This window comes from Arcobacter pernae, from assembly GCF_049472135.1.
GTDB lineage: Bacteria > Campylobacterota > Campylobacteria > Campylobacterales > Arcobacteraceae > Arcobacter_B.
The window spans coordinates 98,359-112,089 of record NZ_JBMOVV010000004.1 but is presented as its reverse complement, the minus strand read 5'-3'; the positions used below and the strand labels follow the sequence as shown (position 1 = coordinate 112,089).

The 13,731-nt window shown below is 26.8% G+C and carries 21 protein-coding genes; 16 read left to right on the top strand and 5 right to left on the bottom strand.

The annotated features are described in order from the left end of the window. The first annotated feature begins 2 nt into the window (after positions 1-2). From ACH5BF_RS06190 to ACH5BF_RS06165, 6 genes are all read left to right on the top strand, one after another. The gene (locus tag ACH5BF_RS06190; protein WP_423273341.1) at positions 3-818 is read left to right on the top strand and encodes a helix-turn-helix domain-containing protein; all 816 of its coding nucleotides are present in this window, start codon (positions 3-5) and stop codon (positions 816-818) included. Positions 819-884: 66 nt separating this feature from the next. After that, positions 885-1,409: a YbhB/YbcL family Raf kinase inhibitor-like protein gene (locus tag ACH5BF_RS06185; RefSeq protein ID WP_423273340.1), complete on the top strand. Its 525-nt coding sequence runs from the start codon at positions 885-887 to the stop codon at positions 1,407-1,409. A gap of 103 nt (positions 1,410-1,512) precedes the next feature. Next, positions 1,513-1,959, top strand: a complete 447-nt coding sequence (locus tag ACH5BF_RS06180) for a GyrI-like domain-containing protein (protein WP_423273339.1) — start codon at positions 1,513-1,515, stop codon at positions 1,957-1,959. Positions 1,960-1,968: 9 nt separating this feature from the next. Continuing rightward, complete coding sequence (locus ACH5BF_RS06175) at positions 1,969-2,667, top strand: aspartate/glutamate racemase family protein (protein WP_423273338.1); 699 nt, start codon at positions 1,969-1,971, stop codon at positions 2,665-2,667. A gap of 1 nt (position 2,668) precedes the next feature. Beyond that, the gene (locus ACH5BF_RS06170; protein WP_423273337.1) at positions 2,669-3,301 is read left to right on the top strand and encodes a hypothetical protein; all 633 of its coding nucleotides are present in this window, start codon (positions 2,669-2,671) and stop codon (positions 3,299-3,301) included. 11 nt (positions 3,302-3,312) lie between these two features. Next, entirely contained in the window at positions 3,313-3,651 is a 339-nt protein-coding gene (locus ACH5BF_RS06165; protein WP_423273336.1) for a zinc ribbon domain-containing protein YjdM, read from the top strand. On the opposite strand, the gene ACH5BF_RS06160 is transcribed toward ACH5BF_RS06165, so the two are convergent. Further along, positions 3,648-4,241, bottom strand: coding sequence for a Crp/Fnr family transcriptional regulator (locus ACH5BF_RS06160; RefSeq protein ID WP_423273335.1), 594 nt, complete (start codon positions 4,239-4,241; stop codon positions 3,648-3,650). The genes ACH5BF_RS06165 and ACH5BF_RS06160 overlap by 4 nt on opposite strands. Before the next feature lie 82 nt (positions 4,242-4,323). Between ACH5BF_RS06160 and ACH5BF_RS06155 the strand changes: the two genes are divergently transcribed. From ACH5BF_RS06155 to ACH5BF_RS06145, 3 genes are read left to right on the top strand one after another with little or no spacing between them, the layout of a single operon-like run. Next, a complete protein-coding gene (locus ACH5BF_RS06155) occupies positions 4,324-5,217 on the top strand; it encodes a DMT family transporter (protein ID WP_423273334.1) in 894 nt (297 codons plus the stop codon). A 13-nt stretch (positions 5,218-5,230) separates the two neighbouring features. Beyond that, positions 5,231-5,992, top strand: coding sequence for an ATP-binding protein (locus ACH5BF_RS06150; RefSeq protein ID WP_423273333.1), 762 nt, complete (start codon positions 5,231-5,233; stop codon positions 5,990-5,992). An 11-nt stretch (positions 5,993-6,003) separates the two neighbouring features. Continuing rightward, positions 6,004-6,807 carry an aldo/keto reductase family protein gene (locus ACH5BF_RS06145; RefSeq protein ID WP_423273332.1) on the top strand — a complete coding sequence of 268 codons (804 nt, stop codon included), beginning with the start codon at positions 6,004-6,006 and terminating at the stop codon, positions 6,805-6,807. Positions 6,808-6,828: 21 nt separating this feature from the next. Here the strand turns inward: ACH5BF_RS06145 and ACH5BF_RS06140 are convergent, their stop codons facing one another. Then, complete coding sequence (locus ACH5BF_RS06140; protein ID WP_423273331.1) at positions 6,829-7,392, bottom strand: LOG family protein; 564 nt, start codon at positions 7,390-7,392, stop codon at positions 6,829-6,831. 167 nt (positions 7,393-7,559) lie between these two features. Here ACH5BF_RS06140 and ACH5BF_RS06135 point away from each other — a divergent pair, with 167 nt between their 5' ends. Both ACH5BF_RS06135 and ACH5BF_RS06130 read left to right on the top strand, forming a co-directional pair. Next, on the top strand, positions 7,560-8,114 hold the full coding sequence (locus ACH5BF_RS06135) for a TetR/AcrR family transcriptional regulator (protein ID WP_423273330.1): 555 nt from the start codon (positions 7,560-7,562) through the stop codon (positions 8,112-8,114). A gap of 54 nt (positions 8,115-8,168) precedes the next feature. After that, a complete protein-coding gene (locus tag ACH5BF_RS06130; protein WP_423273329.1) occupies positions 8,169-8,675 on the top strand; it encodes an HPP family protein in 507 nt (168 codons plus the stop codon). A 33-nt stretch (positions 8,676-8,708) separates the two neighbouring features. Here the strand turns inward: ACH5BF_RS06130 and ACH5BF_RS06125 are convergent, their stop codons facing one another. The 3 genes from ACH5BF_RS06125 to ACH5BF_RS06115 all read right to left on the bottom strand — a co-directional run bounded on the left by ACH5BF_RS06125 (position 8,709) and on the right by ACH5BF_RS06115 (position 10,840). Then, positions 8,709-9,437, bottom strand: a complete 729-nt coding sequence (locus tag ACH5BF_RS06125; RefSeq protein WP_423273328.1) for a DsbC family protein — start codon at positions 9,435-9,437, stop codon at positions 8,709-8,711. A gap of 111 nt (positions 9,438-9,548) precedes the next feature. Beyond that, the gene (locus ACH5BF_RS06120) at positions 9,549-10,448 is read right to left on the bottom strand and encodes an AEC family transporter (protein ID WP_423273327.1); all 900 of its coding nucleotides are present in this window, start codon (positions 10,446-10,448) and stop codon (positions 9,549-9,551) included. Beyond that, positions 10,448-10,840 carry a winged helix-turn-helix transcriptional regulator gene (locus ACH5BF_RS06115; protein WP_423273326.1) on the bottom strand — a complete coding sequence of 131 codons (393 nt, stop codon included), beginning with the start codon at positions 10,838-10,840 and terminating at the stop codon, positions 10,448-10,450. The genes ACH5BF_RS06120 and ACH5BF_RS06115 overlap by 1 nt, the downstream gene beginning before the upstream one ends. 127 nt (positions 10,841-10,967) lie before the next feature. On the opposite strand from ACH5BF_RS06115, the gene ACH5BF_RS06110 reads away from it, so the two are divergent. From ACH5BF_RS06110 to ACH5BF_RS06090, 5 genes are all read left to right on the top strand, one after another. Further along, entirely contained in the window at positions 10,968-11,564 is a 597-nt protein-coding gene (locus ACH5BF_RS06110) for an NAD(P)H-dependent oxidoreductase (RefSeq protein ID WP_423273325.1), read from the top strand. Next, complete coding sequence (locus ACH5BF_RS06105; RefSeq protein ID WP_423273324.1) at positions 11,564-11,860, top strand: putative quinol monooxygenase; 297 nt, start codon at positions 11,564-11,566, stop codon at positions 11,858-11,860. The genes ACH5BF_RS06110 and ACH5BF_RS06105 overlap by 1 nt, the downstream gene beginning before the upstream one ends. Positions 11,861-11,869: 9 nt before the next feature. Next, positions 11,870-12,499 (top strand): NAD(P)H-dependent oxidoreductase, encoded by a 630-nt coding sequence (locus ACH5BF_RS06100; RefSeq protein ID WP_423273323.1) that lies wholly within the window; start codon positions 11,870-11,872, stop codon positions 12,497-12,499. 79 nt (positions 12,500-12,578) lie between these two features. Next, complete coding sequence (locus ACH5BF_RS06095; RefSeq protein ID WP_423273322.1) at positions 12,579-12,959, top strand: hypothetical protein; 381 nt, start codon at positions 12,579-12,581, stop codon at positions 12,957-12,959. A 65-nt stretch (positions 12,960-13,024) separates the two neighbouring features. Continuing rightward, positions 13,025-13,723 carry a winged helix-turn-helix domain-containing protein gene (locus ACH5BF_RS06090; protein ID WP_423273321.1) on the top strand — a complete coding sequence of 233 codons (699 nt, stop codon included), beginning with the start codon at positions 13,025-13,027 and terminating at the stop codon, positions 13,721-13,723. Positions 13,724-13,731 lie beyond the last annotated feature (8 nt).

The window sequence follows — 13,731 nt, the reverse complement described above, 5'->3', positions numbered from 1 at the left end:
GATTGAAACTAAAAATACCTGAAACTCAAAGCTTTTCATATTTGAACTATATTCAAAAAGAGCCACAGCATAAAAACGAAGTTTTACTAGAATCAAATGTCTTGATACTTGTAATAAAAGGTACAAAAATTCTTCATTTAAATGATAAAGATATTTATGTGGATGAGAATCAGTTTTTATTTCTAAAAAGTGGAACTTATGTAATGAGTGAAGTTTTAGATGAGTATTATGAAGCTATGTTGTTTTTTTATGAAGACTCTACACTTTTAGATTTTATCTCAAAATACAATATATCTTTTAAAGATGAAAACTCAAAAGAAACGGACATATTAAGTTTTGAAAAGACACAAGAGCTTAGTATCGTTATGAACTCTACTTGTAACTATGTAAAGACTTTAAAAACAACAAATAAAGAAATCATAAAACTAAAACTAGAAGAGGCTTTTTTAAATATCTTAAACAGTAAATACTCAAATGAATTTAAAAGCTTTTTATACTCAATCTATAAAGATAACTATTTCAAATCTTTTATAGAAAACAACTTTTCTTATGAAGACAATATTTTAGACCTATCTTATCTTTTAAAAATGAGTGATATATCTTTTAGGCAGAAATTTAAAGAAGTTTATAAAACAACACCTAAAAAATGGCAAACAAAAAAAAGACTACAAAGAGCAAAGATACTTTTAGAAAATAGTGATAAAAATGTAAGTGAAGTTTGTATACAGTGTGGCTTTGATAACTTATCTTGGTTTATACAAGTGTTTAAAAAAGAGTATAACTTAACTCCAAAACAAATAAAAAACAACAAAAATTAGTTTTTTTCTAGTACTTTTTTATAATATTTTAGTTTATAATAAGACTATCTTACAAAAAGGAAGAATATGAAAAAAATATTATTAGTACTAGCATTTAGTTTTATTTCTCTATTTGCTGACAATTTTACTTTAAAAAGTGATACTTTAAAAGGACAACTTACAAAAACTCAAGAGTTTAATGGTTTTGGATGTATAGGTGAAAATACATCTCCACATCTTTCATGGGAAAATGCACCAAAAGGTACAAAATCTTTTGCTATAACTGTGTATGATCCAGATGCACCAACTGGCTCTGGTTGGTGGCATTGGGTAGTTTTTGATATACCAAAAGATACTATGAGTTTAGAAAAAGACTTTGGTTCAAAAGAGCATAAAGATATAGTTCAAAGTGTTACAAACTATGGAAAAGGTGGTTTTGGTGGTGCTTGTCCTCCAAAAGGAGATAAAGCTCATAGATACATCTTCACTGTATATGCCTTAGATACAGATAAACTTGGCCTAGATAAAAACACAAACCCTGCAATTGTAGGTTACTACTTAAACAACCACGCAATAGCAAAAGCTTCACTAATCTCATACTATAAAAGATAATATATCGCCTTTTAAAGGCGATGTATACAAGACTTCAAGCTAAAATCAAATTCTTTTTATATTCTTTTGCTACTATTACATAAATAAAAAACAAAAGAGAAATATGAAAGTAAAATACTTAGAAAAATTCTATGTAGCAGGTATCACTACAAGAACAAACAACGAAACAGAACTAAACGAAGAACAAGCAAAAATACCAGATTTATGGCAAAAATATGTTGATGACAATATTGAGTCAAAGACATTCAACAAAGCAAAAAGTTTTGCAATGTATGGACTTTATAACAAATATGAAAATGATGTAAACTCTGATTATGATTATACAGTAGGGGTAGAAGTTACTAAACCTAAAAATGCTATTACTATTGAGAAAGACAGGTATTTAGTATTTACAAAACAAGGTGAGTTACCTGATGTAGTAATAGATGCATGGCATGATGTTTGGAACTATTTTAGCTCAGAAGAGTGTGAATATGAAAGAGCATATAACTTTGACTTTGAAAGATATGAAGAAGATGAGCAAATAGAGATTTATATTTCTATAAAATAAAGGTTTAAAATGAAAACTATAGGATTACTTGGTGGCATGAGTTGGGAAAGTACAGCTTTATACTATAAACAAATCAACGAAGAAGTTAAAAAACAACTAGGTGGTTTACATAGTGCTAAAGTAGTCATCTATAGTGTTGATTTTGATGAGATAGAAAAACTGCAACACTTAGGTAAGTGGGATGAAACAGCAGATATATTAAGTGAAGCTGCACAAAATATCCAAAATGCAGGGGCTGATTTTTTGCTTATTTGTACAAACACTATGCATAAAGTTGCACCTATTATTCAAGAAAATATAAGTATTCCTATTTTACATATTGCAAATGCAACTGGTAAAAAACTGAAAGAAGAAGGTATCAAAAAAGTAGGGCTTTTAGGTACTGCTTTTACTATGGCGCAGGATTTTTATAAAGATACTATTTCAAAGAATTTTGATATTGAAGTAATAGTTCCAAATAAAGAAGATATAAAAATAGTTCATGAGATAATATATGAGGAATTATGTCTTGGAAAAATAAATGATTCTTCAAAAAAAGAGTATTTAAGAATAATGGATTTATTAAAATCAAAAGGAGCTCAAGGTGTTATCTTGGGTTGTACTGAAATAGGAATGTTAGTATCACAAAAAGATACAGACATAAAACTATTTGATACTACAAGTATACATGCACAAGAGTCTGTAAACGAGGCTTTAAAGAAGAATTGATATGTACTATTTAGAAAGACTAAAAGATATAGAAGCTGAGTTTTTAGAACAATATCCAAAAGGTTTTAGGGATGAGCACTTTTTTCCTACTATGAAAAAATTTAAGCCTGAAAAGCTTGAAGATTTTGCAAAAGAGGCTTTGAAAAAAGAGAACTTTTCAAATCCAAATTTAGTAGTAGAAAACTTTTATAAAGTTGTACAAAAATCCGTTATGGTATCTCTGTTTGATAAGCTAAAACTAAAAGATGCGTTAGCTACTTTAAACTCATATGAAAAAGATATGTTAAGTATTGAGATTTATGAGCTTTTATATGGAGATAAAAAGCAAGGTTTTGAAGGTTTAGTTGAGTTTTTAGGGGAGTTTAGGCTTTCTAAATGGACTATAATAAGTGTAGTGCCTTATTATTTAAATAGGCAAAGTGAGTATTTTATAAAACCTACAACTACAAAAAATATCATAAAATACTTTGATTTAAAAGATGTTGTTTATAAACCAAAACCTAGTTTTGAGTTTTATGAAAAGTATTCAAAACATTTAGATGATATGAAAAAAAACGTTCATCCTTCAGTGAAGTTTGACAATGCTGTTTTTACAGGATTCTTAAAAGTAGCTATTGAAATGGGTGATGAATAAAAAGGAAAGATATGCAAGAGTTACCAAACTGTCCAAAATGTAACTGCGAATATACATATGAAGATGGAAGTTTAATCATCTGTCCTGAATGTACTTATGAGTTTACAAAAGAGGATTTAGAAGAAAAAGAGTTTACTGTAAAAGATGCAAATGGTGCAATTTTAAGAGCAGGGGATGATGTAACTGTTATTAAAGATTTAAAAATCAAAGGAAGTTCATCTATTGTAAAAGTTGGTACAAAAATCAAAAACATTAGATTAGTTGATAGTGCAGACAATCATAATATAGATTGTAAAATACCAAAAATAGGTGCTATTAAAATCACACCTATTTATGTGAAAAAATCTTAATCATTTAAAGATTTTCTTATTCTACTTAAATGAGTAGCAGATATACCAAGATATGAAGCAATATGATATTGCGAAAGTCTTGGTAAGATATGTGCAAACTCTTTTAAGAATCTCTCATATCTTACTTTTGCATCTTCTAAAACTAAAGCATATGTATTGTGATCTTTTTGTAAAATCCAATGTTTTTCCAAATACAAAATATGATACATTTTTAGATCATCATACTTTTTAAGTAATTGTCGATATTTATCATGTTGTATATCAACAACAATTGAGTCTTCTAAAGCTTGTACACATGAATCAACTTCTTTATTTGCTAGAAGTGCAACCATAGGCCCATAAAATCTTGTTTCCCAAAAGAAGTTTTTTGTGTATTCTTCTGCATTTTCATTTATATTAAATGTTCTAAATAAACCTTGATACACAAAAGAGATTTCATTTACTTTTGAATACATATCATAAGCATAAGAGCCTTTTGGTATTTTTTTGATTGTACATATTTTTTTAAAATCATTCCATGTTTCTTCTGAAATATAAGTATATGAGTTTAGGGTTTCTTTTAATTTATTAAATATATTTTCTTCATTCATTTTGGAATATTAGCTAAAAAATCAACCTATGTAAATGACAAAAAAAACTCTTTTTTATAAACTTCAAGAAAAAAGGAATTTTATGAATCAAAATTTAAAGGCACATTTTTTAGTATTTTTTGCAACAATATTAGTTGCTATATCTTTTATCATCTCAGGTAAGTTATCAGGAGTAGTAGACCCAATATCTTTAACTCTATTTAGATTTATTTTAGCATTTATTGTTTTACTACCTTTTGTTTTGTTTATAAAAAAATATAGAATTAAGATAAAAACTAGTTTTATAAAAGGACTTAAAATAAGCCTTTTTTATAGTCTATATTTTATTTTACTTTTCAAGGCCTTAGAAGAGACAACAGCTTTAAATACAGCAACACTATTTACTTTAGTACCATTGGTTACAGCTGTATTTACAAATTTTGTATTTAAAGATAGGTTAAACAGTTCAAAGCTTTTTATTTATATTTTAGGAATGATTGGAACAAGTATAGTCATCTTTGATGGAAATATCCAGAAATTGTTGAATCTTACTTTTAATAATGGAGATATTATCTTTTTATTTGCTGTTGTATCAATGGCTTTATATTCAATTGGTGCAAAATATTTTTATGAAAAAGGTGATGAAGTAATTACTCTTACTTTGATGACACTATTGGGAGGAATCATCTGGATGAGTATTGCTTTATTTTTTTTAGATATACCAATACAATTAGATAAACTTGTTGGATTAAACTTTTGGTATATGATATATTTAAGTATAGGTGCTACATTATTTACAGTTTTTTTATATCAAAAGTCAACAGTTATTTTAGGTCCAAATAAATTAATGGCTTATGTTTATTTAAATCCAGCTATTGTAGCAGTAATAATCTGTTTTTATGAAAATGAGAAAATAAATCAAAACAGTTTTATTGGTATTTTATTATCTATTTTTGCTACTATTATATTATTGAAAAAAAGTAAAGAAATAAAATAAAAAAGGCTAAATTATGATAAATTGGAATAGTTTTTATGCTGCAATATATAGACCTAAAAAACAACTTTTAAAACCTGTTAAATATCTTGATTCTATAAGTTTCAAGGATTTAATAGGAATTGATTATCAAAAAGAAGAACTTATTAAAAATACAAAAAGATTTATAAATGACTTACCTTCAAATAATGTTTTACTTTGGGGTGCGAGAGGAACAGGAAAATCTTCTTTATTGAAAGCTTTGTTAAATGAGTTTAAAGATGAAAAACTAAGATTAATTGAAATTGATAGGGATGACTTAGAAGATTTAGTAGATATTGTTGATGAAATAAGAGAATTGCCATTTAAGTTTATAATTTTCTGTGATGATTTGTCTTTTGAAGATGGTGAAAAAGGCTATAAAGGACTTAAAAGAATTTTAGAAGGGTCTATTGAGGCTCCTGCTTCAAATGTCAAAATATATGCGACATCAAATAGAAGACATTTAATTACAGAATATCATAGTGATAATAATGGTACAAAAGTAGGCAATAATGGAGAAATTCATTATTCAGATAGTGTAGAAGAGAAAATATCATTAAGTGATAGATTTGGATTATGGTTAGGTTTTTATCATGGAAGTCAACAAGAGTATTTAAAACTTGTGGATTTTTATTTTAAAGACTATAATGGAAATAAAGAAGAGTTACATAAACAAGCTTTAATGTTTGCACAAAGTAGAGCAAGTAAAAGTGCTAGAACAGCAAAGCAGTTTTATAATGCTTATTTTAATTCATAGGAGTATAAATTATGCCAAATATGATATATGGAACAGCCTGGAAAAAAGAAGAAACATCAAATTTAGTAAAACAAGCACTTCTTAGTGGCTTTAAAGCAATTGATACAGCTTGTCAGCCAAGACACTATAGAGAAGATTTAGTAGGTGAAGGATTAGAAGAAGCCTATAAAAATGGTTTAAAAAGAGAAGATATTTTTCTTCAAACAAAATTTACACCAATAAATGGCCAAGATGAAGATAATATGCCTTATTTAGCTTCTGATGATATTTTAATACAACTTGAAAAGTCCTTTATAAAATCAAAAGAGAATCTTAAAACAGACTATATTGATTCATATCTTGTTCATTCTCCTTTTGGTCCAATTGAGGACTTTATAAATGTTTTTAAAACAATGCAAGAGTTTGTACAGTGTGGGCAAGTAGGGCAAATAGGAATTAGTAATTGTTACGATTTAAATTTACTTATTTATCTATATGATGTTTTAGAGATAAAACCTAAAGTTGTACAAAACAGGTTTTATAAAGATAGCGATTATGATAAACAAATAAGAGAATTTTGTAGACAAAAAGATATTACTTATCAAAGTTTTTGGTCCTTAACTGCTAATCCTCATCTTTTAAGTTCACAAGAAGTTCAATCTTTAGCAATAAAATATGATAAAACAATTCCTCAAATCTTTTATAAGTTTTTAATTCAATTAGGAATTACACCATTAAATGGTACAACTTCACAGATACATATGAAAGAAGATTTAGATATCAATGATTTTATTTTAGAAGAGGAAGAAATAAGGTTAGTTAATATGTTATTATAAAAATAGAAGTAAAATTTACTTCTATTTTGTCCATTTCTTTTTTGGTGGAGTGTAAGAGTTAATTTTTTCTAATAACTCTTTTGGATTTGTTGTTTTGATTAACATATCTGAATAATCTTTTTTCATAAATCCTTCATTGCAAATTGTATCAATCATCGAAAACAGATTATCATAAAAGCCTTTTGTATTATAAAAAGCACAAGGTTTATCATGATATCCAAGTTGAGCCCAAGTCCATACTTCAAAAATCTCTTCAAAAGTACCAATACCTCCAGCAAGAGCCACAAAAGCATCTGCCATATCTGCCATAGTAGCTTTTCTTTCATGCATATCTGCTACTATTTTAAGTTCAGTTAAACCTTCATGACCTAACTCTTTATCTTGTAAATCAACAGGAATAACTCCATAAACTTTACCACCATATTCTAGTGCAGTTGAAGCTACAGTTCCCATAAGCCCAACATTTCCACCACCATAAACAATATCAATATTATTTTGTGCTAAGTATTTACTAAGTTCTTTTGCAGCATTTATGTAAATTTCATCATTTCCATTACTTGAACCACAAAAAATTGCTATCTTCATTATAATATTCCTTAAATTTTAAAAGTAGATTACTTTAACGCTTGTTAGGTTAAAAAGGCATTAATATTTTTAGAAAAAGTAGTTTATAAATAATATGATTATTAAATACCATTGACATAATAGAATAATTGTATTATAATTTTACCAAACAACCGTTTGGGAAAAATATGGCAATTAAAAAAACATCAAGAGAAGAGATTTTACAAAAAGCAATTTCACTTTTTAAAAAAAGAGGTTACTATAATACTTCAATTGCAAATATAGCAAGTGAGTGTGGTTTAATAAAAGGTAGTCTTTATCATCATTTTAAAAGTAAAGATGAAATAGGTTTAGAGTCTTTAAAATATATACATGATTATTTTGAGAAAAATATATTTTGTATAGCTTATGATGAAAGATTAAATGATAAAGAAAAAATCAAACTTTTTATTAAAAAAGTTGATGAATATTTTTTAAATAGTGAAGGGGGTTGTTTACTTGGTAATTTAGCTTTAGAAGTATCAAGTGAAAATGAAGAGTTTAAAGAGTATATCAAAAAATATTTTTTAACTTGGGAAGAGGCTTTATTTAATATTTTAAAGAATAAGTATAGTAATCAAGAAGCAAGAGCTCTTGCTAGAGAGTATGTGTCATTAACTCAAGGTGCTATTATGCTAATGAATCTTTATGAAAACAATAAAGACTATTTAAAAGTTGGAGAAAAAATCATTAACTTAGTTTAATGATTTTTTTTAATCTATTTAACCAAACAATCGTTTGGTAGAAAAGGAAAAATTATGAATTATATAAAAAAATTTAAAGGACAAAATGTTGCACTTCCTGCAACTACACATATAAAAGAGGTATTATTTGCTTTTTTGGGAGGATTTATTGCTATTAGCATAATAGGGTATATGACACAAAGTTTTGACAATCTATTGGTATTAGGTTCATTTGGAGCTTCTTGTGTACTTATTTTTGCTTATGATACTAGTCCTTTTTCTCAACCAAGAAATGTAATCCTAGGGCATTTCTTTGCAACTTTTATTGGACTTTTTTTCTTTCATTTTGTATCACAAGAGTGGTGGAGTATGGCCTTAGCCTTAGCTAGTGCAATTTCTGTAATGATATTAACAAAAACAGTTCACCCACCAGCTGGTTCAAATCCATTAATAGTATTTTTATTGGCTGAAAATTGGGATTATTTAATATTTCCTACATTAACAGGTTCAGTAATTTTAGTATTAACTGCGTTGATATACATAAATCTACATAAAAATAGAAGTTATCCGCAGTACTGGTAAAAGATTTTTAATAACTAGTAGAAAATCTACTAGTTATTTAACTTCTACTCCATAAGATTGAAGCATTTGAACCCAATTTACTTTATTTCCATTTTTATCAAATACAGCTGGTGTCCCTTGAACTCCTAACTCTTGACCAATTTCAATTTGTTTATCAAGTTTTGCTTCTAAGCTTTTAAGTTCTTTTGCATCTATTTTTCTATTTTTAAATGTAGGAGTATCTTTTGTAGTGTTTACCATTGCATCTATTTTAGCTTTTTGTGTTTTTTGACTCATTACATAAATAGAAATATCTCTAGCATTTGCATGGAAATCTAAAGGAAAATAGAATACATTGATTTTTACTTTATCTTCAACTTGAGCTAAATAAGACTCAAATTTTTTACAATAAGGACATTCAGGATCTGTAAATAAATAGTACTCATCATTTCCCGTACCAAATGTAAAGGCTTGATTTCCTTTCGCCGCAGATAAATCAGCTGGAACTGAAAGTTTTGCTCCTGATGTAGTATCAATTACATCACCTGCAATTAAAAACTTTCTATCTTTTGTAAGATAAATTTCATCAACCTTACCTCTAACTTCAACTTTTAAAAGATATAAGCTATCTGTATCATAAGCTTTTTTTACTTTGATATTTACACCTTTGAAAAGCTCTAAATTCTCTATTTTTTTGATTTCATCTTTGTTTAGTTCTGTTGCAGCATTTAAACCAGTAGTTAATGCTAAAGCTAATAATAAATTTCTAGCAGTTTTTATCATATATTTTATCCTATAAAAAAATTTTACAAATAATACAATGTTTATGTTTAGTATTTATAAAAAGAATTGAATAAAATATAAAATTTTATATATTTAAGTAAAACTTATAGCTTATTGTATAAGTATACTTATAATATATGTAGTTAGAAATGAGAAAATTATTCCATAGCCTACAATTGCAGTACTAAGTCTTGGTGCAAGTCCTGCCATAGAAGCTATTGCTCCTGCTGTAATCATTGGAGCCATTCCTGCTTCAAAAATTGAAGTTTTTCCAGCTAGATTATACCAATCAAATAGTATACAAATTCCATAAGCGATTAGTGGGGCTAAAATAAGCTTTATCAAAAGAGCAATACTTAAAGGTTGTAAATCATCTTTTGGAAGTTTAAATTGAAGTTGTAAACCAACAGCAACAAGTGCAACAGGTACTAAAGTATTTGCAAACTTAGTTAAAACTTCTGTAATTAAAGGATGAAACTCTTGCCCAAGTAATGCAAGTGCAACCATTAAAGCAATAAATGAAGGGAAAGTAACTATTTTTTTAACTATAACTTTTGCATGGATATTTCCACTTGAACTATAATAAGCAGTTACAAAAGTACCATAGGCAGCTAAGGCTAAAAATGTTCCTAGTTGGTCATAAATCAGCACATAAGGTAGGGCTTGTGAACCTAAATATAATTCAATTATAGGAATACCCATAATAGAACTATTAGTTAAAATTGCTACTAAAAGTAAACTTCCAACAATCTCTTTTGACCAAGAAAAGAGTTTTCCACAAATTAAGACAATCACAGCTGTAATTGCCATCACTAACCATGCAATTATTGTTGGAATTAAAACATCAAAAGAGAAACTAAGTTTTGGAACTTGAAGCAGAATAATAGCAGGAAGAGGGATATAAATAATATATTTATTTAATATATTTGAAGTTTCTTGTGGGAATATTTTAAATTTTTGTAAAATATAACCAGCAAGAATAGCAATGGCAATTAGTGCAAAATTACCCATTACTCTTTAAAGCCAACTCTTTTAGAAACACTTAATTCACAACAAGCACCTTCATCTGTAATTTCTCCATGCTCTTTAGCATATGAAATTCCCCAGTTATACATCTCTTTTAATACAGGCTTTAATCTTTTACCTGCTGGTGTTAGAGAGTATACAACTTTTGGAGGAACCTCTGGAAAAACTTCTCTATTTATTATATTTTTTTCTTCTAACTCTTTTAATTTTACTGTTAAAGTTTTTTGAGTTATTTCAGAAATACTTTCATGTAAATCTTTAAATCTTTTATTTTCTTCTAATAAGTGCCAGATAATTGATAGTTTCCATCTATCATTAAAAATGTCTAAAGTTACTGCAACTGAACACTGATATTCTTTATTATTTACTATATACATTATTAAATTTCCTTTTCAAATATTATTATAACATAAATAAAATTAATTCCATTACTTACCTAAAGTAAAGTAAGAGAACTTTAAGTTTGTTAGGTATATAATTTTCCAAATCAACAAAAGGATTTAGATGAAAAATGTATTGATTATAAATGGACATCAGAAGTATGAAGGTTTTGCTGAAGGTAAATTGACACAAACTTTTATAGATAATGCAAAAGATTTTTTTAAAGAAAATGAGTTTGAGGTTAAAGAGACTGCTATTGATAAAGGTTATGATGTACAAGAAGAACTTGAAAAGTTTGCTTGGGCTGATTATATTTTATTTCAATATCCTGTTTATTGGATGAGTGTTCCTTGGATTACAAAAAAATATATTGATGAGATTTTCTCAGCAGGTGTAGGAACAGTTACTTATGAAAATGATGGTAGAAGTAGAAAAGATACTTCATTAAAATATGGTAGTGGTGGACTTATGAAAGATAAAAAATATATGTTAAGTCTTACATATAATTGTCCAACTTCTGAATTTGACAATAAAGATGGTTTTTTTGAGGGATTATCTTTAGATGAAGCAAATTATGCTGTTCATAAAGTATTTCAATTTTGTGGAGCTAAACAACTTGAAACATACTCTATAAATGATATATTTAAAAGTGATTTAAACGTAGAGAATGAATTAGAAAGATTTAAACAAGTATTAACAAATAATTTCAAGGAAAAATAATGAGTAAAATTGTTATTGTAGCAAAACTAAAAGTTAAAGAAGAGTTTTTAGAAAAAGTTTATGAACAGTTAGTTAAACTTCATACCAATACAAACAAATATGACACAGGTTGTATTCAATATGATTTACATCAAGATTTAGAAGATAAGTGCTCTTTTACTTTTGTAGAGACTTGGGAAAATCAAGAGGCTTTAAGTTTACATGAGAAAAAAGAACATTTTATCTCTTGCGTTGGTTTTATGGAAGATAAACTTGAAAGTTTTAGTATAGATAAATTAAAAAAGTTAGAAATATAAGGATTATAAATGGATAAAAGTTTTATGGAAGCAATGGATTTTAGACATGCTTGTAAAGTATTTGATGAAACAAAAAAAGTTTCAGATGAAGATATGAATTTTATCTTAGAAGTGGGTAGAAAATCTCCTTCTTCATTTGGTATGGAACCATGGAAGTTTTTAGTTATTACAAATGAAGAGTTAAAAGCTAAGATTAGACCTGCTTGTTGGGACCAAGTACAAATTACTTCATGTTCTCATTTAGTAATTGTATTAGCAGCAATTGAAGGTGTTAAACCAGAATCAGGAGTTCCAGAAAGAAAGTTTGGAAGAAGACAAATGCCTCAAGAAAAACTTGATTTCTATTTAAATCTTTATGCTGATCACTTAAAAGATACATTAGCAACAGATGAAAATATCTACAACTGGACAGCAAGACAAACTTATATTGCCTTAGGAAATATGATGACAGCTGCTGCTATAAAAGGTATTGATACTTGTCCTATTGAAGGTTTTGAGAAAGATAAACTTGATGAAATTTTAGAATTAGATACTACAAAATATCAAACATCAGTTGTTTTACCTTTTGGATATAGAATAAATGAGCAATCTACTCAACAAAGAGAAAAATTAGAAGATATAGTAGAATATATTAAATAATTAATAAATACCTTTTACAAAATGATACTTTGGTAAGACTTTTTATAACTATACTAAAGAAAAAGTAAAAGGTATATTTATGTCAGATAATAAAATCTTATTAAATAGTATAGTAGAAGCAGCAGTTCAAAAAGTAAAAAGTAAAAAAGAGACCAACAATCTAAATATTTTTGAAAATATTGACACTTCTATCGAAGTTCAGGCTAATAAAAATGAACTTCTAGATACAATTTCTACGTTATTAAACACTTCAATCAACAATTGCAAGAATAGTATAAATAATAAAACAAACATATATGTTAGTGTTTACTCAAAAGAGAATAAGAACTATATTCTTATAGAAGATAATTCTTTAAATGCTGAAAATATAGGTATTGAGGAAAGTAGTAACATTTTTAAGAATATAAAAATTGAAAATACAGCGAATGGTTTAAAGTTTAAGATTGAATTTAATAACTAAATGATACCTTTGTGATACATTTTTTTATTATAATGAAATTGTAAAAAAATTATAGGGTTTAAAACATGAATAGTATATTTATAAACACAACAAATGATATAAAACCTAAATCAGTTTTAGTAGTTAGTAATGAAGAGAATTTAGTTACAAAAATGAAAACATATAATCAAGATACATTATTTAAACTTTCATTTTTTGAAATGGATAGATTTAATTTGATTTATGACAAATTATCGTTATTTGATTTAGTAATATTTGATAATAGAAAAAATAATAATGTAAAAGAGTTTACAAGTTTATTTGAAAAAAACTTTTCTTATAAGTTTAACATCCCAATAATTTTATTGGAAAATGAAGTTAATGACAATCAGATACTTCATAAAAACTCAAATGTATATAGTGTATTTTATGAACCAATTGATTCTTCTGCACTAATGCTTAATGTAAAGCTTTTCTTAAATTTCTTAAACCAAAATAGAAAAATAGAGTTTGAAAAAGGTTTTTATTTTGATGTTTCAAGAGATGAATTATTTTGTGATAGGAAAGTTATAAAGCTAACTAAAACTGAAAAGAGTTTAGTTAAGTTATTGATTGAAAGAAAAAATCAGTTAGTAACTTATGAAACAATTGAAAGAATTGTTTGGAAAAATAAGAATTTCTCTAAATACTCATTAAGAAATATAATTAAACATATTAGAGAAAAAACGCACAACTCATTAATCAAAAACTCTTCAAACAGAGGGTATGTTGTAAATACTTTATAAAAAGATGA